The organism is Planotetraspora thailandica (genome assembly GCF_016863335.1).
Lineage (GTDB): Bacteria > Actinomycetota > Actinomycetes > Streptosporangiales > Streptosporangiaceae > Planotetraspora > Planotetraspora thailandica.
Genome location: NZ_BOOR01000058.1, coordinates 1 through 19,532, shown reverse-complemented (window position 1 = coordinate 19,532; position 19,532 = coordinate 1). Strand labels below are relative to the sequence as shown.

Here is a 19,532-nt window from a genome sequence, read left to right as displayed (position 1 = left end):
CGCTCCGGGCGGCGCGTGGCCGCCCGAATGTCCATATCCATTCCTACCTACACCTCGAAATCGGAGACGACATGTGGCCGTTCGGCTCACTGTCCGCTGACACGCTGCTGGACCTCGTACCGAACCGGGTGCTGACCCTGGTGCCCGATCCGGTCCTGTCCCTCATGCCGGGGGCGCGGCGGACCCACGTGTGTGCCGGCGGCGTCCGGATCGGCCTGCGCACGATCGGCGGGCCGGGCACGGAAGAGGCGGTGAGCGGGCTGGAGGACCGGCTCCGCGAGGCGGGGATGGCGCGTGCCGAGGTCAACGGCGCCCTCGGCTGCGTGTTCATCGCCTGCGATCCGGACACGGTCGACATGGACAAGCTGCTGCGAATCGTCGGCGAGTTCGACTCCGGCGAATCCGCAGCCGTCGACGCCGAGCAGGTCCAGGACATCCAGGAAGCCCTGGAAGCCGACGGCACGGACGAAGCCGACGACGAAGCCGAGGACATCGAGGAAACCGATGACGACGCCGACGAGGGTGTCTGGGCGCGCGACGCCAGGGAGCATCACGCCCGTGCGGCGCTGAGCCTCGCGGGGAGCGTGATCGGCACGGGCATCGCGATCGCCGGCAGGGCGACGCGTGTGTGGCGGCTTCCCCCCACCGTGCCGACGTTCGTCCATCTCGCCGAGCACACGCCGCGTGTCCGCCGGGAGGTGGAGCGCCGTGTCGGCGCTCCAGGCGCCGAGGTGCTCTTCGCGGCCACCCGGCTCGTCACGCAGACGCTGGGGCAGCGCCCGACCGGGCTGCTCGTCGACGCGGTCGCGGCAGCCGGGCGTTACGCCGAGGCACGGGCGGGCGTGGGGGCCTGGGCCCGCAGAGAAGACGAGTTCGCCGCCCACGACGGGTCCTACAGCCATGTGCGGGCCGAGCGTGCAGCCCGGCCGGAGCCGCTGCCACGCGGCCCGATCGAGCGCTACTGCGAGTTCGCGAGCCCGGTGTCGCTGGCCGCGCACGGGCTGACGCTGGCCACCAGTCGCAGCAGGTCCCGGGCCTTGTCGGTGCTCATCACGGGCACGCCGAAGTCCGCACGCGTCGGGCGGGAGGCCTTCGCCTGCGCGGTCGGGCGGGCGCTGGGACGGCGGGGCGGCATCGTCCTGAGCCGCCACGCGCTGCGCAGGATGGACCGCATCGACACCGTGGTGCTGGACGCCGCCCTGCTCACCACCGGAGCGTGGACGATCGACGCGGTCGTGCCGCTCGACTCGGACGTGGACCTCGATGACCTGCACGACCGGCTCTACTCGCTGCTCGACCTGTCCAACCCCGGGAAACGGCGCGTGCGCGGCATCTGGCGGGCAGCGCCGTACGAGCTGGACGGCGACGACGATCAGCAGCAGGAGCGGCTGGCGCAGTGGCGGGCCCAGGGTGTGCGGCCGATCATGGTGACCAGGCGCGGCATTGAGATGGCGCTGGTGGGCCTCGCTCCGGAGCTGCATCCCCTGGCCGAGGCCCTGGTCAAGGCGCCCGGCGCCACCTGCGAGGTGCTCATTTCCGGTGGCGATCCATGGGTATCCCGCCGCCTGCGGGCCGAGCGGGTCGCGGACGGCACCGGGCTGAGCGAGGCGGTCCAGGAGTTGCAGGCCGACGGCCGGGGGGTGGCCGTGGTGGCCGGAAGTCCCGACCCCGCCCTGCGCCTGGCCGATCTCGGAGTCGGCCTGATCATGAAGGCGCATCCCGTGCCGTGGGACGCCGACGTGCTGGGCGGAGTCGACGACCTGCATCTGCTGCTCGGCTGCCTTCCCGCGGCCCGGCGCGCCAGCGAGCTGACCGTACGGCTGGCGGCGGCGTCAGCGGTGCTCGGCGGCGGCCTCGGAATCATGGGCATTGAGCGCACCGCCGTACGGCGGGCGCAGTTGCTGGCCGACGGCACGTCGCTGGCGGCGCTGGTCATCGGCGCGTTGGAGGGCCGGCGGGCGGGCAACGGCCTGGCGCCGGTCACGGTGGACCGCACGCCGTGGCACGCGATGTCGGCGCAGGACGTGCTGGCCCGGCTGAACACCTCCCCCGCCGGCCTGACCGAGGCGGAGGCGGCGCTGCGCAGGAAGGCGTCGGCGCGTGATGTGCCTCCCGGCTCCGCCTCGCTGGTCAAGGCGTCCGCGGAAGAGCTGGCCAATCCGCTGACGCCGGTGCTGGCGGCGGGCGCGGGGGTCTCGGCGGCGATCGGCTCGGTCCTCGACGCGGGGCTGATCCTCGGTGTCATGGTCGTCAACGCCGTCATCGGCGGTGCCCAGCGGCGGGACGCCGGCCGGGTGCTGGACGCGCTGTCGGCGGCCACCGCCGTACGCGTGCGGCTGCGCCGCCCCGGCACGGATCCTGCGGGCACAGACCAGGCGGGCCCGGGCGCCGTGGACGGCGCCGACCTGGTGCCGGGCGACGTGATCGAGTTGCGGGCGGGCGACGCGGTGCCGGCCGATGCCCGGTTGCTCAAAGCCGTGGGTCTGGAGGTCGACGAGTCCACACTCACCGGCGAGTCGCAGCTGGTGAGCAAGTCGGCGTCGCCGACGGCGGCTCCGGCCATGGCCGACCGCAGCTCCATGGTCTACGAGGGCAGCGTCGTGGCCGCCGGGCACGGCTTGGCCGTGGTCGTGGCGACGGGTGAGGAGACCGAGACCGGCAGGACCGCGCTGCTGACGCACGGCGGGCCGCCGCCGAGTGGCGTGGAGCTGCGGCTGCGCGCGCTGAGCAGCCGCATCCTCCCGCTGGCGATCGGGTCGGGGGTGGTCCTGATGGCCGCCGAGATGCTGCGCGGCTCGTCGTTGTCGCGGGCCCTCGCCCCCGCGGTGAGCCTCGCGGTCGCCGCGGTGCCGGAGGGGTTGCCCTTCGTGGCGACCCTGGCCGAGCTGGCCGCGGCCAAGCGCCTGTCCACCCGCAACACGCTGGTGCGCAACCCCTCCACGATCGAGGCGCTGGGCCGGGTCGACGTGTTGTGCTTCGACAAGACCGGGACGCTGACTGAGGGCCACATCCGCCTGCGCCGGGTCTCCGACGGCCGCGCCGAGGGCGAGGCCGGCTCGATGACGCCGCGGCTGCGCCGCGTGGTGGCCGCCGCTCTGCGCGCGGGGCCGAAGTTCGAGGGCGGCCGGGTGCTCGCCCACCCCACCGACCGGGCCGTGGTCGAGGGGGCGCGGGACCTCGGCGTCTCCCCCGAGGAGGGCCTGGACAGGTGGGAGCGGGTCGACGAGATGCCGTTCGAGCCGGCCAGGGGCTTCCACGCCGTGCTCGGGTCGTCGGAGTCGGGGCAGCTGCTCAGCGTCAAGGGTGCCCCGGAGGTGGTGCTGACGCGCTGTATCACCTATCTGCGGGACGAGGAGGAGCTGGAGCTCGACGAGGACGCCCGGCTGGAGCTCGAGACGGAGGTCGAGCGGCTGGCCCTGCAGGGCTACCGGGTGCTCGCCGTGGCCGAGCGGCCCGCCTCCAGTCGCGCCGACCTGGACGAGCCCCGGGTCGACCGGCTGTGCTTCCTCGGGTTCCTGGGCATGGCCGACCCCGTGCGGCCCACCGCGGCGCGCAGCGTCCAGGGGCTGATGGAGGCCGGGGTGCGGGTGGTGATGCTGACCGGCGACCACCCGAGCACGGCCGAGGCGATCGCGGCCGAGCTCGACGCCGTGGGCGGGTTGCGGGTGATGACCGGGCCCGCGCTCGACGAGCTCGACGAGGACGAGCTGGTGAAGGTGTTGCCCGAGGTGTCGGTCTTCGCCCGGGTGACTCCTGCGCACAAGGCGCGCATCGTCTCGGCGCTGCGCCAGTCGGGCAAGGTCGTCGCGGTCACGGGCGACGGCGCCAATGACGTGCCGGCGATCAGGCTCGCCGACGTGGGGGTCGCCCTGGGGACGCGCGCCACTCCCGCGGCCCGGGCGGCGGCCGACATCGTGGTGACCGACGACAGAATCGAGACGATCGTCGACGCGATCGTCGAGGGCCGCGCCATGTGGGGGTCGGTACGCGATGCGCTGGGCATCCTGCTGGGCGGGAACATCGGCGAGATCATCTTCACCGTGGGATCGAGCCTGCTGACCGGGCGCAGCGCGCTCAACGCCCGCCAGCTTCTGCTGGTCAACCTCCTCACCGACATGCTGCCCGCCATGGCCGTGGCCGTACGGCCGCCGAGTGCCGCCAGCCCCGACAAGCTGCTGGCGGAGGGGCCGGAGAGCTCGCTGGGCACGGCCCTGACCAGGGACATCAATGTGCGGGCCGTGACCACCGCCGCGGCGGCGAGCGTCGCGTGGGTCGCGGGGAGGATGACCGGCACCCGGAGCCGGGCCGACACGATCGCCCTGATCGCGCTGGTGTCGGCGCAGCTGCTGCGCACGCTGGCCGCCGGAGGCCGGGACCGGGTGGTGACCGTCGCCGCCGTCTCGTCGATGGGGGCGCTCATGCTGATCGTTTCGACTCCGGGGCTCAGCCAGTTCTTCGGATCGCGCCCGATCGGCCCCGTCGGCTGGGGAATCGGGCTCGGCTCGGCCGTCGCGGCCGGTATGTCGGGGGGAACGGTGGAAAAAATGATCTCGAAGATGTACGGCTGAGTCTCATCGATCGTTCATCACACGTTAACCATCGCTATACCGATATGGCTATTCGTATGGCAGACTATGCCTGGAAATGTAATTTTGTAGCCATGAGGTATCCAGTGTCCGAATTTCTCACCGCGATCCTCGCCCGTGCAGCTCTGATGCTGCTGGAGGCGCTGCTCCTGCGCCTGGTCCAGTCGTTCGTGACGTCCGGCTTCCGGGTCCCCTTCCCGCAGGCGGCCTGAGGTACGGCCGGGCCCGGCACATCCGGGCCCGGTTGACCCGACATTCGCGGCCGGCCGCGGGTCAGGCCTTGAAAGAACCCTTGACCCTGCTGGCCGCGTCCTTCATCCTCTCGCCGGCCTGCCTCATGCGGCCCTTGCTCTCGTCGGCGTGCCCCTGGGCCTCGAGGTTTTCATTGCCGACGACCTTGCCTGCCGCCTTCTTGACGGCACCCGCGGCCTCGCGGGCCTTGTTGCGGATCTTGTCCCGGGCGCCCATCGGTCACCCCTCCTCGTCGTGCGGACGAAGAACCACTCTTCCCCCGCTTTCAGCCCTACACTTCCCACGTCACACCCCTTCAATCCCGACATATCACCATGTTCTGGATCAAAAGGATTAATCAGGCGTACGATGGACATAAGTGTTTAAATCCACGCCTTCAGAAGGGTGGTGTGACAGATGACGCATAGCACTGACATCGGGACGCACCCCGACATCGTGCAGATGCGTGAGCGCTACGAGGCAGCCGCGGCCAATCCCGCCGCACAGGGTGCCGACGGCCTCGCTCTCCTGAGCGGGCTGTATCTCGCGCTCTCACCCTGGATCGTCGGTTTCAGCAACAGGGTGCCGCTCACGATCAACAACCTGATCGTCGGGATCGTAGTCACGCTCCTGGCCCTCGGGTACAGCTCAATGTTCGGCCGTATGCACGGCATCGCCTGGGTCGCACCGGTGCTCGGTGTGTGGACGATCATCGCCCCGTGGGTTATCCGCGGGGGCATGGCCACCACGTCGACGATCATCAGCAACGTCGTCGTCGGCGCCGTCATCCTGGCCCTCGGGCTGGCCACCATGCGCTTCGGCATGACCGAGCGCGGCAAGTCCGCCGGCGGGTCCAGGTTCGGCAAGCCGCACCTGACCGAGCACTCCGGCCCGGCCTACCGGCAGGACCGTCCGGGATACGGGCAGGACCGCCCCGGATACGGGCAGGACCGCCCGGGTCCGACGTCACGCGCCTGATCAAAGGGAGGCGTCACCGTGCGGCGGCCGGGACCCCGCGAGTCCCGGCCGCCGCACCCGGCCCCTCTGATCAGCCGCTGATCAGCCGCGCAGCCGCGCGCCCCGCCTTGCCCGAAGGCCGGTCAGGGTCTCCCGGCGACGCCGCCACAGACCGTCCACCGCCAGGGCCCCTCCCCCGCTGAACGCGATCAGGAGGCACGCCGCCGCGAGCGCGAGCACGTACTCGTAGCCGCCCTGCTCGACGCCGAAGCCGTGGGACCCGTGCACGAAGACGATGGCGCCCAGCATGTCGGCGGCGAGCAGGCAGGCGAACACCGGCAGGGCCGCGCCGACGACGAGTGCGATCCCGCCTCCCAGCTCCAGGAAGGCGACGCCAGGCGCGGCGATCGCGGCCAGCGGGATACCCGCGTCCTCGAACGACACCGCGGTGACGCCGAGCCCGATGTCGGCGATCTTCATCCAGCCGTGGTAGACGAAGATCATCCCGATGATCACCCGGCCCGCGAGCGCCGAGACACCGCGCGCATGATCGAACATGACGACTCCCCCGAGATCGTGTGGGCATGGCCCGTGCGACTGCGCCTCCTATTGAACGAGGTCGGTCGCCCGGCCCGGGTGTGAAACGCCGTTACGAACGGCTGATCCGGTGAAGCGGGCGCCCATAGACCCCTGCGACGATGCGGTAATGCGCACGGACATCACGGCGGTCGTCGTCGGAAGCGGAATCGTCGGCGCGAGCGCGGCCTACCACCTGAGCCTGAACGGCGCCGCCGTGACGGTCGTCGACCGCCGGGCCACCGGCCAGGCCACCGCGGCGGGCGCCGGGATCATCTGCCCCTGGGTCGACCACGAGGGCGACGACGACTGGTACCGGCTCGCCCTGGAAGGCACCCGCTTCTACGACTCCCTGGTCGAGTCGCTCGCCGAGGACGGCGAGACGGAGACCGGCCACGCCCGGGTGGGCGCGCTGCTCGTGGCCGACCGGCCCGGCGAGCTGGCCGCCGTCGATGCGCTGCTGCGGCGCAGGCGCGGCGCCGCACCCGACATGGGCACGATCTCTGTCACCGACCGCCCGGACGCGCTCTTCCCGCCGCTGCGGCCCGGCGCCGCGGCGATCCACCTCGACGGCCCCGCCCGGGTCGACGGCCGGGCCGTACGGGACGCCCTGCTGCGCGCCGCATCCCGGCGGGGTGCGCGTGTCCGCCAGGGGACGGCCTCGTTCACGGCTGAGGGCGGCCTCCTGGTCGACGGCACACCGCTGGAGTCCGACGCCGTCGTGGTCGCAGCCGGGGCGTGGACGGGCGAGCTGTGCCGCCCGCTCGGGCTGGAGGTTCCGATGCGGGCGCGTCGCGGGCAGATCGTGCACCTGGAACTGCCCGGTGCGGAAACGGGCGGATGGCCGATCGTGCTCCCCCGGCGCGGGCCGTACCTGCTGGGTTTCCCCGGCTCGCGGGTGGTGCTCGGGGCCACCGTGGAGGAGGCCGGCTTCGACGCCCGGGTGACCGCCGGAGGTGTCGGCGAGATCCTCACGACGGGGGTGGAACTCGCCCCCGGACTGACCGGGGCGACCCTCGTGGAGACGCGGGTGGGACTGCGCCCCGTGACCGGCGACGGGCGGCCGCTCATCGGGACGCTCGCGGGCGGCGTCGTGGTGGCGGGCGGGCTCAGCGCGTACGGCCTGACGGCGGGGCCGTACGCCGGGCTGATCGTGGCCAGGCTGGCGCTGCGGGAGACGCCGCCCATGGACGTGGAGCCGTTCTCCCCGCAGCGGAAGACGCGCACGGACGCTTAGGCTCGGAGGGTCGCTTTCCCTGACGCGACCGTTCCTCACGTAAGGATGCACCGATGACCACGACGGCCCCCGTCGCAAGCCCGGTCGACTTCTCCGTGCACGGCGACTACACGATCAAGGCGGCGACCCGCCCCGACGGGTCCTTCGTCCGTCCCCTTTACCCCTTCCAGGGGCGGATCACCGCGGACGGCTCGAGCGGGTACCCCGCCGAGCGGGGCCGCTACCACCTTTACGTGTCGCTCGCGTGCCCGTGGGCGCACCGGTCGATCATCGTCCGGTCCCTGGCCGGCCTGGAGGACGTGGTGTCGCTGTCGGTGGTCGACCCGGTCCGCGACGGTCGCGGCTGGGCGTTCCGCGAAGGGCGGGGGCACGGGCCCGATGAGATCAACGGGTTCAGGCTGCTGCGTGAGGCGTACGACGCGACCGAGCCCGGCTATGACGGGCACGTGTCGGTGCCGGTGCTCTGGGACCGCGAGACCCGCAAGATCGTCAGCAACAACTTCCCCGACATCTCCATCGACCTCGGCACCCAGTTCGGCGAATGGGCCGATCCCGCCGTGGACCTCTACCCCGCCGCCCTGCGCGCCGAGATCGACACGCTCAACGCGCAGGTGTACGCGACGGTCAACAACGGCGTGTACCGCTGCGGCTTCGCGACGAGCCAGGAGGCCTACGACGCCGCGGTGACCGACCTGTTCGCCACACTCGGCGAACTGGAGGACCGGCTCGCCGATCGCCGCTACCTGTTCGGCGAGGCGGTCACCGAGGCCGACGTGCGCCTGTGGGTGACGCTGGCCAGGTTCGACAGCGTCTATGTGACCCATTTCAAGGCCAACCTGCGCCGCCTGGTCGACTACCCGAACCTGTGGCGGTACGCCCGCGACCTCTACCAGAACCCGGCCTTCGGCGGCTCGACCGACTTCGACCACATCAAGCGGCATTATTACGGCACGCACCCGGGCGTCAACCCGAACCGGATCGTGCCCGCCGGGCCGGTCCTGGACTGGTCGCTACCGCGAGCGCAGTAGCCGCCACCTGTACGTGCGGACGATGAGAGCCCCCCAGCCCGGCTCTAACGTGGAGCGGTGAACCAGCTCAGGCAGGCGCTGAGGGCGCGCCCGTTGGCCGCCGACACCGCGCTGGCCGTGCTCCTCTACGCGCTGCTCCTCGTCGCGACGGCCGCAGGCCCCCGGCCCCGGCCGAGCGAGCTCACCCCGGGGCTGATGGCGGCCGGTGCCGTGGTCTGCGGCGCCCTGGTGTTCCGGCGGCGCTGGCCGCGCGCCGTGCTCGCGATCGTCGTGGCGGGCACCGTCGTCCACGCCGCCGTCGAGTCGCCGCGCACCCCGCTCATGGTCGCCGCGATGGTGGCGACGTTCTCTGCCGCGACGCTCGTCACCCGCCCTGCCGCGTGGGAGATGGGTGCGGCCGCCGCGCTCACGCTCGCGGCCACCAGGGCGCTGACCTCCGGCGAGTCGTGGCTGGGCTCGGAGGTGGTGGGCCTGATCGCGTGGTTCGGCATGGCGACCGCGGCGGGCGACGCCCTGCGCAGCCGGAGGGCGTATGTCGCCGCCGTCGAGGAGCGGGCGCGCCGGGCCGAGCAGACCCGCGAGGAGGAGGCCGAACGCAGAGTCATGGAGGAGCGCCTGCGCATCGCGCGCGAGCTCCACGACGTGCTGGCCCACCACATCGCGCTCATCAACGTGCAGTCGCAGGTCGCCGCGCACGTGCTGGACAGCGAGCCGGGCAAGGCCCGCGAGGCGCTCGGGCACATCCGGCAGGCGGGCCGGGCCGCGCTCGACGAGCTGCGGACCACGGTCGGTCTGCTCCGCCGTCCCGGCAGCCCGGACGACGCGCCGGACGATCCGCCGACCGAGCCCGCCCCCGGCCTCGACCGGCTTCCCGACCTGGTGGGCTCGTTCACCGCGGCCGGGCTCAGCGTCGACTTCCGCACCGAGGGCGAGCCCCGGGCGCTGCCCGCGCCCGTGGAGCTGGCGGCGTTCCGGGTGACGCAGGAGGCGCTGACCAACGTCAGCAAACACGCGCCGCGGGCCTGTGCCACCGTGCGGATCACCTACACCTCCGACGATCTCGTGGTGGACGTCGCCGACGACGGCGGCCCCGCGCCGGCCCGGCCCGGCGGCGCGGAGACGTCCACCGGGCACGGCCTCGTGGGCATGCGGGAGCGGGCCCTTTCCGTGGGCGGCACCTTCACGACCGGCCCGTCGGCGACGGGCGGCTTCCGGGTGCACGCCGTCCTGCCGGTCGCGCTCGGCCAGGGCGCGCCGTGACGGCCGGAGCTGTGACGTCCGGTGCCGTGCCGGTCCGCGTCGTGCTCGCCGACGACCAGGCGCTGGTCAGGGCGGGCTTCCAGATCCTGATCGACTCCGCGCCCGACCTGCGGGTGGTGGGGCAGGCCGCCACCGGCGAGGACGCCGTACGGCTCGCGCGCGAGACCCGGGCCGACGTCGTCCTGATGGACATCCGGATGCCCGGCATGGACGGCCTGGCGGCCACCAGGGAGATCACCTCCGACCCTGAGCTGGCCTCGGTCAAGGTGCTGGTGCTGACGACCTTCGAGATCGACGAATACGTCTTCGCCGCCCTGCGGGGCGGGGCGAGCGGGTTCCTCGGCAAGAGCGTGGAGGCCGCGGAGCTCCACGACGCGATCCGGCTGATCGCGCGCGGCGACGCCCTGCTGTCTCCGCATGCCACCAAGACGCTCATCGCGCGGGTCCTCGCCGGGCCGTCCCCGTCGGCCGAGCACCACCTCGACGACCTCGCCTCGCTCACCGACAGGGAACGCGAGATCATGGTCCTGGTGGCGGGCGGCATGACCAACGACGAGATCGCCGACCGGCTCGGCATCAGCAGGACGACGGCCAAGACGCACGTCAACCGGGCGATGCTCAAGCTCGGCGCGCACGACCGCGCCCAGCTGGTGATCATCGCGTATGAGACCGGGCTGGTGCACCCCAGGTCGCGGGGATGATCCCGCGGTACTGCGATCGCGGTAGCGGAAAACCGTCCTCACGCCGGACCTTGCGCACCTCGGGACACGCGAGCCTTGATACATGTCCTTTTTGGCTAGATTGAGCCTCGCCAACCGAGGTTTGATCGCGCTCCTGACCATCATGCTGGTCGGGTTCGGCGCGTATACGATCCCCGCGATCAAGCAGCAGCTGCTGCCCTCGATAGCCCTGCCGACCGTCTCCGTGCTGACGTCCTATCCGGGCGTCGCACCGCAGATCGTCGAGTCACAGGTGACGATGCCGCTGGAGGGGGCCGTCCGGGGTCTGCCCGGGGTCCTCGGGGTCACCTCCATCTCCCGGGAGTCCGGCGGCACGGTCGGCGTGCAGTTCGACTTCGGCACCGACATCGACGCCGCGCAGGCCCAGATCCAGCAGGCGATCTCCCGCGTCTCCGGCCAGCTCCCTCCCGGAGTCGAGCCCAGGGTGTCCGCGGGCAGCACCGACGACCTGCCCGTCGTCCAGATCGCCGCGAGCTCCGACGGCGACCAGCGGAAATTCGCCGCCGCGCTCAACGCCCAGGCGGTGCCGGCGCTGAGCGGCATCGACGGCGTCAGGGACGTGACCGTCAGCGGAGCCCGCGACCAGGTCGTCACCATCACGCCCGACGCGAAGAAGCTGGCCGCGCGGGGCCTCAACGCCGCGGCCGTCGCCGGCGCCATCCAGGCCGCCGGCGTCCCCACGCCCGCGGGAACGGTCACCTCGGCGGACAAGACGCTCACCGTGCAGGTGGGCACCGGCTTCACCTCTGTCGACGACCTGAAGAACCTCTACCTCACCCCGCAGGTGCCCCCGGCGGCCGGCGCCGGGGCCGTACAGCTCGGCGCCGCCCCCAAGCCCGTGCGGCTCGGCGACGTCGCCGACGTCGAGCTCGGCCTGGCCGACTCCTCCACGCTGACCAGGACGAACGGCAAGCCCAGCCTCGCCGTGTCGATCACGATGAAGTCCGGCGGGAACGCGGTGTCGATCTCCGACGCCGTCCGCGCCAAGCTGCCCGAGCTGACCAAAGCGCTCGGCGGCGACGCCCAGCTGACCGTGGTCTTCGACCAGGCGCCCGCCGTGCGCCAGGCCATCGAGAGCCTCACCACCGAGGGCCTGCTCGGCCTCGTCATGGCGGTCCTGGTCATCCTCGTCTTCCTGCTGTCGATCCGCTCGACGATCGTGACCGCCCTGTCGATCCCCCTGTCGGTGGTGATCGCGCTGATCGCCCTGTGGGGCCGCGACTACTCGCTCAACATGCTGACGCTCGGCGCGCTCACCATCGCGATCGGCCGCGTCGTCGACGACTCGATCGTGGTGCTGGAGAACATCAAGCGCCACCTGTCGTACGGCGAGGCCAAACGGCGGGCGATCGAGGGGGCGGTGCGCGAGGTGGCGGGCGCCGTGACCGCCTCGACGCTGACCACGGTCGCGGTCTTCCTGCCGATCTCCTTCACCGGCGGCCTGGTCGGTGAGCTGTTCAGCCCGTTCGCCGTCACCGTGACGGTCGCCCTGCTGGCCTCGCTGCTGGTGTCGCTGACCATGGTGCCGGTGCTGGCGTACTGGTTCGTGAAGGCCCCTCAGGGCGGGGACGCCGAGGCCGTCAGGCGCCGGGCGGAGGAGCGGGAACGGCAGGGACTCCTCCAGCGGGCCTACGTCCCCGTGATCGAATGGGCCACCCGGCACCGGTTCAGGACCGTGGCCGCCGCGCTGGTGGTGTTCGTGATCACGCTCGCGCTGGTGCCCAGACTGCACACGAGCTTCATCGACGGAACCGGCCAGAACACGGTCAACATCACCCAGACCCTGCCGGTCGGCACGTCGCTGGAGGCCGCGGACGCCAAGGCCAAGCAGGTCGAACAGGTCGTGGCCGCGACGAAGGAGGTCGAGTCCTACCAGGTCACGGTGGGCGGGCGGAACAACGTCAGCCCGGGCGCCAACGCCGGAGGAGGCGGCGCCGCGCGTGCCGGATTCTCCCTCACGCTCAATGACGGCAGCGACGTCACCGCGGTGCAGGACTCCCTGCGTGAGCGCATCGGCAAACTGCCCGGCGTCGGCGAGATCCAGGTCGGCCAGTCGGGCGGCCTCGGCGGCAACGATCTCGAGGTCGACGTGCAGGCGGCCGAGCTCGGCACCCTGTCAGCCGCGGCCAAGCAGGTGCAGCAGGCCATGGCCGCCGTCCCCGGCGTGAACGAGGTGACCACGACCGTCGCCGACACCTCCCCCCGTGTGGAGGTGACGGTCGACCGCCAGAAGGCCGCCCGCCACGGGCTCACGGAGGTCGGGATCGGCCAGGCCGTGACGCAGGCGCTGCGCGGCAGCACGGTGACGCAGCTGACCCTCGACGGGGCGAACGCCGCCGTGATCGTGCGCCCCGCCGGCGTTTCCGGGACGGTCGGCGGGTTGCGCGACCTCAAGCTCGCCCCGAACGTGACCGTGGGCGACGTGGCGACGGTCCGCCAGGTCGACGGGCCCGTGCAGCTCACCCGCATCGACGGGAAGCGCAGCGCGACCGTCTCCGGCAAGGCGTCGGGCTCGGACCTGGGGGCGACGACCACCGACCTGAAGAAGCGGCTGGACGCGCTCAAGCTCCCGGCGGGCGCCACCTACACGATCGGGGGCGTCAGCGCCGATCAGCAGGAGGCGTTCGGCAACCTCGGCCTGGCCCTCGCGGCCGCCGTCGCCCTGGTGTTCCTGATCATGGTGGCGACCTTCCGAAGCATCATCCAGCCGCTGGTGCTGCTGGTCTCGATCCCGTTCGCCGCGACCGGAGCCCTCGGGCTGCTTCTGATCACGGGCACGTCGCTCGGCCTGGCCGCGATGATCGGCCTGCTGATGCTCGTCGGCATCGTGGTCACCAACGCCATCGTGCTGCTGGACCTGATCAACCAGTATCGCGACCAGGGCATGCCTCTCCACGAGGCCGTGGTCGAAGGCGGCAGGAGGAGGCTGCGCCCCATCCTCATGACCGCCCTGGCGACGATCTTCGCGCTGCTGCCGATGGCCCTGGGCATCACCGGCGGCGGAGGCTTCATCTCCAAGCCCCTCGCCATCGTGGTGATCGGCGGGCTGGTCAGCTCGACGCTGCTCACGCTCGTCCTGGTGCCCACGCTCTACACCATGGTCGAGAACAGGAAGGAGAAGCGCCGGCTCCGCCGTGCCGTACCGGTGGCCGCCGGGCGTGCCCCCGAGCCGGCGGGAGTGCGCTGACCGTTTCTCACATGTCCGGCTCACATGTCTGGCGCGGCCGCCTCGCGCACGTGCTCGTCCACCAGGTCGAGCAGTGCGCGGACGGCCGCGCTCGGCTTGCGGGTGGCGGCGGTCGCCACCGACAACGACCAGGTCAGCGTGGTATCCGATGCCTCGAGCACCGCGAGGTCGCATGACTCCGGGTCGCCGCCCGTCGGCGCGACGAAGGCGGGGAGGAACGCGATGCCCAGGCCGTGCCGTACGAACGCCGAACCTGTGGCGATGTCGGCGACCTCGACGGTGACGCGGCGCTCCACCCCTGCGGCCGCGAACGCGCGGTCGACGACGCCGCGGTTGCCGTAGCCGGGCGGGAAGTCGATGAACGCCTCGTCGGCGAGCCGGGCGAGCGGAACGCGGCGCTCGCCCGCGAGCGGGTGGTCGGCGCGCACCACGAGCACGAGCGGGACCGCCGCGAGCGGCCGCACCTCGATCGCCGACGACGGCGGTCCGGGCAGGGACAGGAACGCCACGTCGAGCTCTCCGCTGCCCAGCGCCTCCGCCAGGCCTGCCGACCCGCTGGGCGCGACGCGGATCCGGATCGTCACCTTGGGATGGTCGGCGTGAAAGTGGCCGAGCAGGCCCGGCATGTCGACGAGCGGGACGGAGGTCATGGTGCCGATGTTCACCGTGCCCCGCAGCCCCTCGCCGACGGCCTGCACCGCCTCGCGGGCAGCCCGGGCGGCGTCGAGGGTGGCCCGTGCCTCGGGGAGCAGCGCGATGCCCGCGTCGGACAACGCCACCCGCTGGGAGTTCCGGTCGAACAGGGTGACCCCCATCTCGCGCTCCAGCGACCGGATGGCGGCCGACACCCCCGACTGCACGACGTGCAGGCGGCGCGAGGCACGGGTGAAGTTGAGCTCCTCCGCGACCGCGACGAAGTACTCCAGATGACGCAGCTCCATAGGACAAGTATCACGATCGCCGATGGACCCCAGCACGAACAGTCGTTGGACGCGATCGCCGTCCGGACGCCACCCTGGTGGGGTACAAAAGAGGATCAAGTGATCGGATGGGCCCGTGCCCGCTCTCTCCCCCGCCGACCGGAAGGTCGCCCCCGGTGTGGCGTCCCCTAGCCGCTCCGGCCGTCGTGCCGCTCATCGCACCGCATTCTGGTTCGCCGCCGGGGCTTTCGCCGTGCAGATGGGGTTCGGCACCGGCCCCACCCCGCTGTGGCCGCTCTACGCCGCCCGTGACGGTTTCGGCCCGACGACGGTGACCGTGGCGTTCGGATTGCTCGTCGTGGGCACCGCGGTGAGTTTCCTCGGCCTCGGCCACCTGTCCGACGTGCACGGCCGCCGCCGCGTCATCGTGTCGGCGCTGACGGTCGCCATCGCCGCGTCGGTCGTGCTCATCGCCTGGCCGCACCTGGCCGGCCTCATCGTCGGGCGCATCCTCACCGGCGTCGGAATCGGCCTGATGGCCTCGACGGCCACCACCTACATCGCGGACCTGTACGGCGCGGCCCACCCCGACCGCCACGCCTCCGGGGTCCCGGGGATCGTGGCCGCCGCCGCCAACCTCGGCGGCCTCGCGCTCGGGCCGCTGGTGGCCGGCGTCATCGCCGAATGGGCCCCCCAACCGCTGATCTCCACCCAGGCGGCCTTCGGAGTCGTCATGGCGGTCTTCCTGGTACTGGTGCTGCTGAGCCCCGAGACCGTGGACTCCGGCTCCCGGACCCGCGTGCGGCCCGCGCGGTTCGCCCTGCTGCCGGGCGGCCGGCGCACCTTCGCCGGGGCAAGCGGCATCGCGTTCTTCGCGTTCGCCGCACTCGGCCTGTTCTCCTCACTCGGCTCGATCATGATCCGCGGCCGGCTCGGCATCGACTCTCCCCTGGTCGCCGGCGTGGCGGGCTTCGTCACGTTCGGCGCGGCGGCGGCAGGCCAGCTCGCGATGGGAGGTGCTCGCCCGCGCCACCTGCTCGCGGTGGGGCTGCCGATCTTCCCCATCGGCCTGGGGCTGGTGGCCCTGTCGTTGTCCCACCCCTCCTTGTGGCTCTACCTCGTCGCGTCCGCCGCCGCGGGGGCCGGAGCGGGCCTGCTGTTCAAGTCCAGCGTCGGCCAGGCCGCGAGCGTCGCCGCGCCCGCCTCGCGGGCCGGCGTGCTGGCCGTGTTCTTCGTCATCGCCTACTTCGGGATGGGCGTCCCGGTCATCCTGCTCAGCGTGGCCGCCGAGTCCCTCGGCCTCCAAGCCGCGATCACCGGCTTCGCCGTACTGCTGTCGGCCGGCGCCGCGGTGTCGGCGGCGACGCTTCGCCGTCGTTAGCACGGAAATATTCGCCTCACCGAGTTTGTCCTATGGCCGACGTGAATTCTCTGCCCTTGAGGGCGTGATCGTAGGAGGCTGGGAGCCATGCCCAGTTCGACCGCATATGTCGCCACGGATGCCGCCGCTCGGTATGCCAAGCAGCTCGCCTCCCACCTCGGCCGCAGGGTCGAGGTGGAGGACCTGCCCGGCGACGGGCACCGCCTGACTCTCCCCGCCGGGGAGGGAGTGCTCACCCCCGAGGCCGACCGTCTGGTCATGCGGGCCATCGCCGCGGACGCCGAATCGCTGGAGGTCGTGAAGGACGTGCTCGGCCGTCACCTCGAACGGTTCGGCCAGCGGCGTGAGCTGGTCGTCACCTGGCAGGACGACGCCTCGTGACCGCCGCTCCGGCTCGCCGATGACCCCGGCGCTGTACGGCATCAGCGACCTGCACATCGGCTACCCCGAGAACCGGGAGATCGTCGCCGGGATGCACCCGGAGACCGGCGACGACTGGCTCATCGTGGCCGGAGACGTGGCCGAGACGCCCGCGGACGTGGAATGGGCGCTCGGCACCCTCGCCGACCGGTACGCCAAGGTCATCTGGGCGCCGGGCAACCACGAACTGTGGACCACGGCGCACGACTCGGTGACCCTGCGTGGGCAGCACCGGTACGACCACCTCGTCCGCATCTGCCGGAATCTCGGGGTGGCCACGCCGGAGGATCCGTACCCGATCTGGACCGGCCCGGACGGCCCCGTCGCCGTCGCGCCCCTGTTCGTGCTCTACGACTACAGCTTCCGCCCGGCCGGCACGGCCACCAAGGAGGAGGCTCTCGAGTATGCGTACGGGACCGGGGTCGTGTGCTCCGACGAGTTCGTGCTGCACCCCGACCCGTACCCGACGCGTGAAGCCTGGTGCCACGCCCGGGTGGAGGCGACCGAGCGCCGCCTGACCGCGACCGGGCTGCCGACCGTGCTCGTCAACCACTTCCCCCTCGTGCGCGAGCCGACGCGGGTGCTGCGCCATCCCGAGTTCGCCCTGTGGTGCGGGACCGAGCGGACCGCCGACTGGCACATCCGCTTCCGCGCGGCCGCGGTGGTGTACGGGCACCTCCACATCCCCCGGACTACCTGGCATGACGGGGTGCGGTTCGAGGAGGTCTCCCTGGGCTACCCGCGGGAGTGGCGCATCCGCGAAGCGGGACCCTCGCGTCCCCGTCTCGTGATCCCGGGGGCCGCGTCGTGATCGAGAGGATCCTGCCTGAACGGGTCGTGAGCGCCGAGCAGTTCGGCGACGTGCCCGGCGCCACGTTGTTCCCCGAGGAGGAGACGCTCGTCGCCCGCGCGGTCGCCAAGCGCCGCCGGGAGTTCACCACGGGACGGCACTGCGCGCGACGGGCGCTCGGACTGTTGGGAGTGCCTCCCGGCCCGATCCTCCGAGGCGATGGCGGTGCTCCCCTGTGGCCGTCCGGCACAATCGGCAGCATCACACACTGTGACGGCTATCGCGCCGCCGCCGTGACATCCAAGCGGGACGTGCTCTCGCTCGGCATCGACGCCGAGCCGTACGGGCCCCTTCCCGCCGACGTGCTCGACATGGTCGCCTCACCGGAGGAGATCGCCGCGCTGCGGCGCCTCGGCGACGGTTCGGTGGACTGGGACAAGATCCTTTTCAGTGCCAAGGAGTCGATTTACAAGACCTGGTTCCCCCTCACCGGGCGTTGGCTCGACTTCACGGAGGCCTCGGTGGACATCGATCCGTCGGGCGAGTTCACGGCCACGTTGTCGATCAGCGATCCGCGGATGGGTACCGACCGGCTGACCGGCCGGTGGATCGCCTCGGACGGCCTCGTGGCCACCGCTGTCGTGCTGCCCCGTTAGCGTCGCGCTGCTCCTTGAGCACAGTGCGCTTCGCGCCGGGATCCGTCCGGGCATGGTCATGGTCATCGCGATGTGGACGAGGGCTTCGTGGTGGTCGGGGCGGGTTTCGTAGTTGCGGACGAGCCGGCGGTGTTTGATGATCCACCCGAAGGTGCGTTCCACGACCCAGCGGCGGTGGAGGAGCTGGAATCCGCGGGTATCGTCGGCACGTTTGACAATCTCGATCACGAGGTCGAGCTGGGTCTTGCACCAGGTGACGAACCGGCTGGCGTATCCGTCGTCTGCCCAGATGTGCCGGACCGTGGAGAAGCTCTCGCTGAGCGCGGCGATGATCCGGAACGCGCCGTCACGGTCCTGGAGCGATGCGACGGTCACGACCACGGCGAGCAGAAGCCCGTTGCTGTCGACGGCGATGTGCCGTTTGCGGCCGTTGGTTTTCTTTCCGCGTCGTACCCGCAGGTGGCCCGGTGGACCAGGTCGGCCCCTGGACCGATTGCGAGTCGATGATCGCCGCAGTCGGGCGCGAGTCTCGGCTGAGCCGGGCGCGGAGCCGGTCACGGACCGCGTGGTGCAGACGCTGCCAGACGCCCGCGCGGGCCCAGCGGGCGAAGAACCCGTACACGGTGTCGGCGGGTGGGAACCCGGCCGGCAGCTGCCAGGCGATCCCGCCGCGGACGACGTAGAAGATCGCGTCCAGGATCAGCCGGCGCGGCCACTTCTCGTCGCGCCCACCCCGGTGGTGTTCCCCGGTTGGGGCAGCAGCGGCTCGATCAGCGTCCACTGGGCGTCGGTGACCGACGATGGCCGGTAGTGCTTGACGACCCCGCGCAGCAGATCGCGGTGAGCGGGACATGACAAGCATGCGCAGACAGAGGAAGTTGGCATGAGGAACTCCTGCGAACCGACGGACCTCGCGCTCCTCTGGCCCGGCGCGCAGGGAAGGCCGGGAAGCGCTGATCGAGGAACACCTCGACGATGTCACCGGCGCACGGCAGGATCGCGGGATGACACACTTTCTCATCTCCTTCCCCAGCGCCGCCATGGTGATCTCGGACGAGGATTTTCCTGACGTGGTACGCGACTCCCACGCGGTCATCCAGGAGGCCAAGGATGCCGGCGTGTACGTCTTCGGCGGCGGGATAGACGAAGACGTCGACCCCGTCCTCGTGGCCGGTGACGGCACGGTGACGGACGGCACCTATCCGCAGACCATGCAGTTGAACGGCGGGTACACCATCCTGGACCTGCCCTCCCGCGAGGCGGCGCTGGAGTGGGCGAAGAAGATCGCGGCCTCCTGCCGCTGCTCGCAGGAGGTCCGGGCGTTCCAGTACGACCCGCTCGCCTGACGGCGTACGGCCACCCCCGCCCCGCCCGCATGCTCCACACGCGGGCGGTGCGGACGCGGTCAGTCGGCGTCGATGCGGTCAAGGAGGTCCTTCAGGGCGTCGCTTGACAGCCCCCGGATCAACAGGAGTTCCTCCCTCGTTAAAGCACCCCCACGGCGAGTTTCAAAACGCGCTCTAAGCTTGATCTTTAACCTCTGCCCTCGGCCAGATCGTTGAG

18 protein-coding genes and 1 pseudogene are annotated in these 19,532 nt (G+C 71.7%); 13 read left to right on the top strand and 6 right to left on the bottom strand.

From position 1 onward, the window contains the following. The first annotated feature begins 71 nt into the window (after positions 1–71). Together Pth03_RS31715 and Pth03_RS31710 are read left to right on the top strand one after the other, a co-directional pair. Positions 72–4,568, top strand: coding sequence for a cation-translocating P-type ATPase (locus tag Pth03_RS31715; protein WP_239119512.1), 4,497 nt, complete (start codon positions 72–74; stop codon positions 4,566–4,568). A 92-nt stretch (positions 4,569–4,660) separates the two neighbouring features. Next, a complete protein-coding gene (locus Pth03_RS31710; protein WP_203948115.1) occupies positions 4,661–4,798 on the top strand; it encodes a hypothetical protein in 138 nt (45 codons plus the stop codon). A gap of 61 nt (positions 4,799–4,859) precedes the next feature. Here the strand turns inward: Pth03_RS31710 and Pth03_RS31705 are convergent, their stop codons facing one another. Next, complete coding sequence (locus Pth03_RS31705) at positions 4,860–5,054, bottom strand: CsbD family protein (protein ID WP_203948114.1); 195 nt, start codon at positions 5,052–5,054, stop codon at positions 4,860–4,862. A 180-nt stretch (positions 5,055–5,234) separates the two neighbouring features. On the opposite strand from Pth03_RS31705, the gene Pth03_RS31700 reads away from it, so the two are divergent. Beyond that, positions 5,235–5,795, top strand: a complete 561-nt coding sequence (locus tag Pth03_RS31700; RefSeq protein WP_203948113.1) for an SPW repeat protein — start codon at positions 5,235–5,237, stop codon at positions 5,793–5,795. A gap of 81 nt (positions 5,796–5,876) precedes the next feature. On the opposite strand, the gene Pth03_RS31695 is transcribed toward Pth03_RS31700, so the two are convergent. Then, positions 5,877–6,332, bottom strand: a complete 456-nt coding sequence (locus tag Pth03_RS31695; RefSeq protein ID WP_203948112.1) for a DoxX family protein — start codon at positions 6,330–6,332, stop codon at positions 5,877–5,879. Positions 6,333–6,480: 148 nt separating this feature from the next. Between Pth03_RS31695 and Pth03_RS31690 the strand changes: the two genes are divergently transcribed. From Pth03_RS31690 to Pth03_RS31670, 5 genes are all read left to right on the top strand, one after another. Further along, positions 6,481–7,587, top strand: a complete 1,107-nt coding sequence (locus tag Pth03_RS31690) for an NAD(P)/FAD-dependent oxidoreductase (RefSeq protein ID WP_203948111.1) — start codon at positions 6,481–6,483, stop codon at positions 7,585–7,587. Positions 7,588–7,640: 53 nt separating this feature from the next. Further along, entirely contained in the window at positions 7,641–8,615 is a 975-nt protein-coding gene (locus Pth03_RS31685) for a glutathione S-transferase family protein (RefSeq protein WP_203948110.1), read from the top strand. A gap of 57 nt (positions 8,616–8,672) precedes the next feature. Beyond that, a complete protein-coding gene (locus Pth03_RS31680; RefSeq protein WP_203948109.1) occupies positions 8,673–9,875 on the top strand; it encodes a sensor histidine kinase in 1,203 nt (400 codons plus the stop codon). Continuing rightward, a complete protein-coding gene (locus tag Pth03_RS31675; RefSeq protein ID WP_239119511.1) occupies positions 9,872–10,576 on the top strand; it encodes a response regulator transcription factor in 705 nt (234 codons plus the stop codon). Before Pth03_RS31680 ends, Pth03_RS31675 begins: the two co-directional genes overlap by 4 nt. Positions 10,577–10,658: 82 nt before the next feature. Beyond that, on the top strand, positions 10,659–13,802 hold the full coding sequence (locus Pth03_RS31670) for an efflux RND transporter permease subunit (protein WP_203948108.1): 3,144 nt from the start codon (positions 10,659–10,661) through the stop codon (positions 13,800–13,802). Positions 13,803–13,822: 20 nt separating this feature from the next. Here the strand turns inward: Pth03_RS31670 and Pth03_RS31665 are convergent, their stop codons facing one another. Beyond that, complete coding sequence (locus Pth03_RS31665) at positions 13,823–14,743, bottom strand: LysR family transcriptional regulator (protein ID WP_203948107.1); 921 nt, start codon at positions 14,741–14,743, stop codon at positions 13,823–13,825. Positions 14,744–14,858: 115 nt separating this feature from the next. Between Pth03_RS31665 and Pth03_RS31660 the strand changes: the two genes are divergently transcribed. From Pth03_RS31660 to Pth03_RS31645, 4 genes are all read left to right on the top strand, one after another. Beyond that, on the top strand, positions 14,859–16,103 hold the full coding sequence (locus Pth03_RS31660) for an MFS transporter (RefSeq protein WP_239119510.1): 1,245 nt from the start codon (positions 14,859–14,861) through the stop codon (positions 16,101–16,103). 87 nt (positions 16,104–16,190) lie between these two features. Beyond that, complete coding sequence (locus Pth03_RS31655) at positions 16,191–16,484, top strand: DUF2218 domain-containing protein (protein ID WP_203948106.1); 294 nt, start codon at positions 16,191–16,193, stop codon at positions 16,482–16,484. A 19-nt stretch (positions 16,485–16,503) separates the two neighbouring features. Further along, positions 16,504–17,334 carry a metallophosphoesterase family protein gene (locus Pth03_RS31650; protein WP_203948105.1) on the top strand — a complete coding sequence of 277 codons (831 nt, stop codon included), beginning with the start codon at positions 16,504–16,506 and terminating at the stop codon, positions 17,332–17,334. Then, complete coding sequence (locus Pth03_RS31645; protein ID WP_203948104.1) at positions 17,331–17,969, top strand: 4'-phosphopantetheinyl transferase family protein; 639 nt, start codon at positions 17,331–17,333, stop codon at positions 17,967–17,969. The genes Pth03_RS31650 and Pth03_RS31645 overlap by 4 nt, the downstream gene beginning before the upstream one ends. A gap of 111 nt (positions 17,970–18,080) precedes the next feature. On the opposite strand, the pseudogene Pth03_RS42640 reads toward Pth03_RS31645, so the two are convergent. The 3 genes and pseudogenes from Pth03_RS42640 to Pth03_RS31635 form a co-directional block, all read right to left on the bottom strand. Next, a pseudogene (locus Pth03_RS42640) lies at positions 18,081–18,428 on the bottom strand (transposase); the annotation flags it as partial. Beyond that, a complete protein-coding gene (locus Pth03_RS42635) occupies positions 18,316–18,750 on the bottom strand; it encodes a transposase (protein ID WP_373318629.1) in 435 nt (144 codons plus the stop codon). The gene Pth03_RS42635 and the pseudogene Pth03_RS42640, both read right to left, overlap by 113 nt. Further along, entirely contained in the window at positions 18,669–18,854 is a 186-nt protein-coding gene (locus Pth03_RS31635) for a hypothetical protein (protein ID WP_203948130.1), read from the bottom strand. Before Pth03_RS31635 ends, Pth03_RS42635 begins: the two co-directional genes overlap by 82 nt. A gap of 119 nt (positions 18,855–18,973) precedes the next feature. On the opposite strand from Pth03_RS31635, the gene Pth03_RS31630 reads away from it, so the two are divergent. Beyond that, positions 18,974–19,315 carry a YciI family protein gene (locus tag Pth03_RS31630; RefSeq protein ID WP_203948103.1) on the top strand — a complete coding sequence of 114 codons (342 nt, stop codon included), beginning with the start codon at positions 18,974–18,976 and terminating at the stop codon, positions 19,313–19,315. The last annotated feature ends 217 nt before the right edge of the window (positions 19,316–19,532 follow it).

Bases quoted from the DNA above. Each gene is read 5' to 3' on its own strand.
- Pth03_RS31715 (WP_239119512.1), top strand. From the start codon at position 72: ATGTGGCCGTTCGGCTCACTGTCCGCTGACACGCTGCTGGACCTCGTA.
- Pth03_RS31710 (WP_203948115.1), top strand. From the start codon at position 4,661: ATGAGGTATCCAGTGTCCGAATTTCTCACCGCGATCCTCGCCCGTGCA.
- Pth03_RS31705 (WP_203948114.1), bottom strand. From the start codon at position 5,054: ATGGGCGCCCGGGACAAGATCCGCAACAAGGCCCGCGAGGCCGCGGGT.
- Pth03_RS31700 (WP_203948113.1), top strand. From the start codon at position 5,235: ATGACGCATAGCACTGACATCGGGACGCACCCCGACATCGTGCAGATG.
- Pth03_RS31695 (WP_203948112.1), bottom strand. From the start codon at position 6,332: ATGTTCGATCATGCGCGCGGTGTCTCGGCGCTCGCGGGCCGGGTGATC.
- Pth03_RS31690 (WP_203948111.1), top strand. From the start codon at position 6,481: ATGCGCACGGACATCACGGCGGTCGTCGTCGGAAGCGGAATCGTCGGC.
- Pth03_RS31685 (WP_203948110.1), top strand. From the start codon at position 7,641: ATGACCACGACGGCCCCCGTCGCAAGCCCGGTCGACTTCTCCGTGCAC.
- Pth03_RS31670 (WP_203948108.1), top strand. From the start codon at position 10,659: ATGTCCTTTTTGGCTAGATTGAGCCTCGCCAACCGAGGTTTGATCGCG.
- Pth03_RS31665 (WP_203948107.1), bottom strand. From the start codon at position 14,743: ATGGAGCTGCGTCATCTGGAGTACTTCGTCGCGGTCGCGGAGGAGCTC.
- Pth03_RS31655 (WP_203948106.1), top strand. From the start codon at position 16,191: ATGCCCAGTTCGACCGCATATGTCGCCACGGATGCCGCCGCTCGGTAT.
- Pth03_RS31650 (WP_203948105.1), top strand. From the start codon at position 16,504: ATGACCCCGGCGCTGTACGGCATCAGCGACCTGCACATCGGCTACCCC.
- Pth03_RS31635 (WP_203948130.1), bottom strand. From the start codon at position 18,854: ATGCCAACTTCCTCTGTCTGCGCATGCTTGTCATGTCCCGCTCACCGC.
- Pth03_RS31630 (WP_203948103.1), top strand. From the start codon at position 18,974: ATGACACACTTTCTCATCTCCTTCCCCAGCGCCGCCATGGTGATCTCG.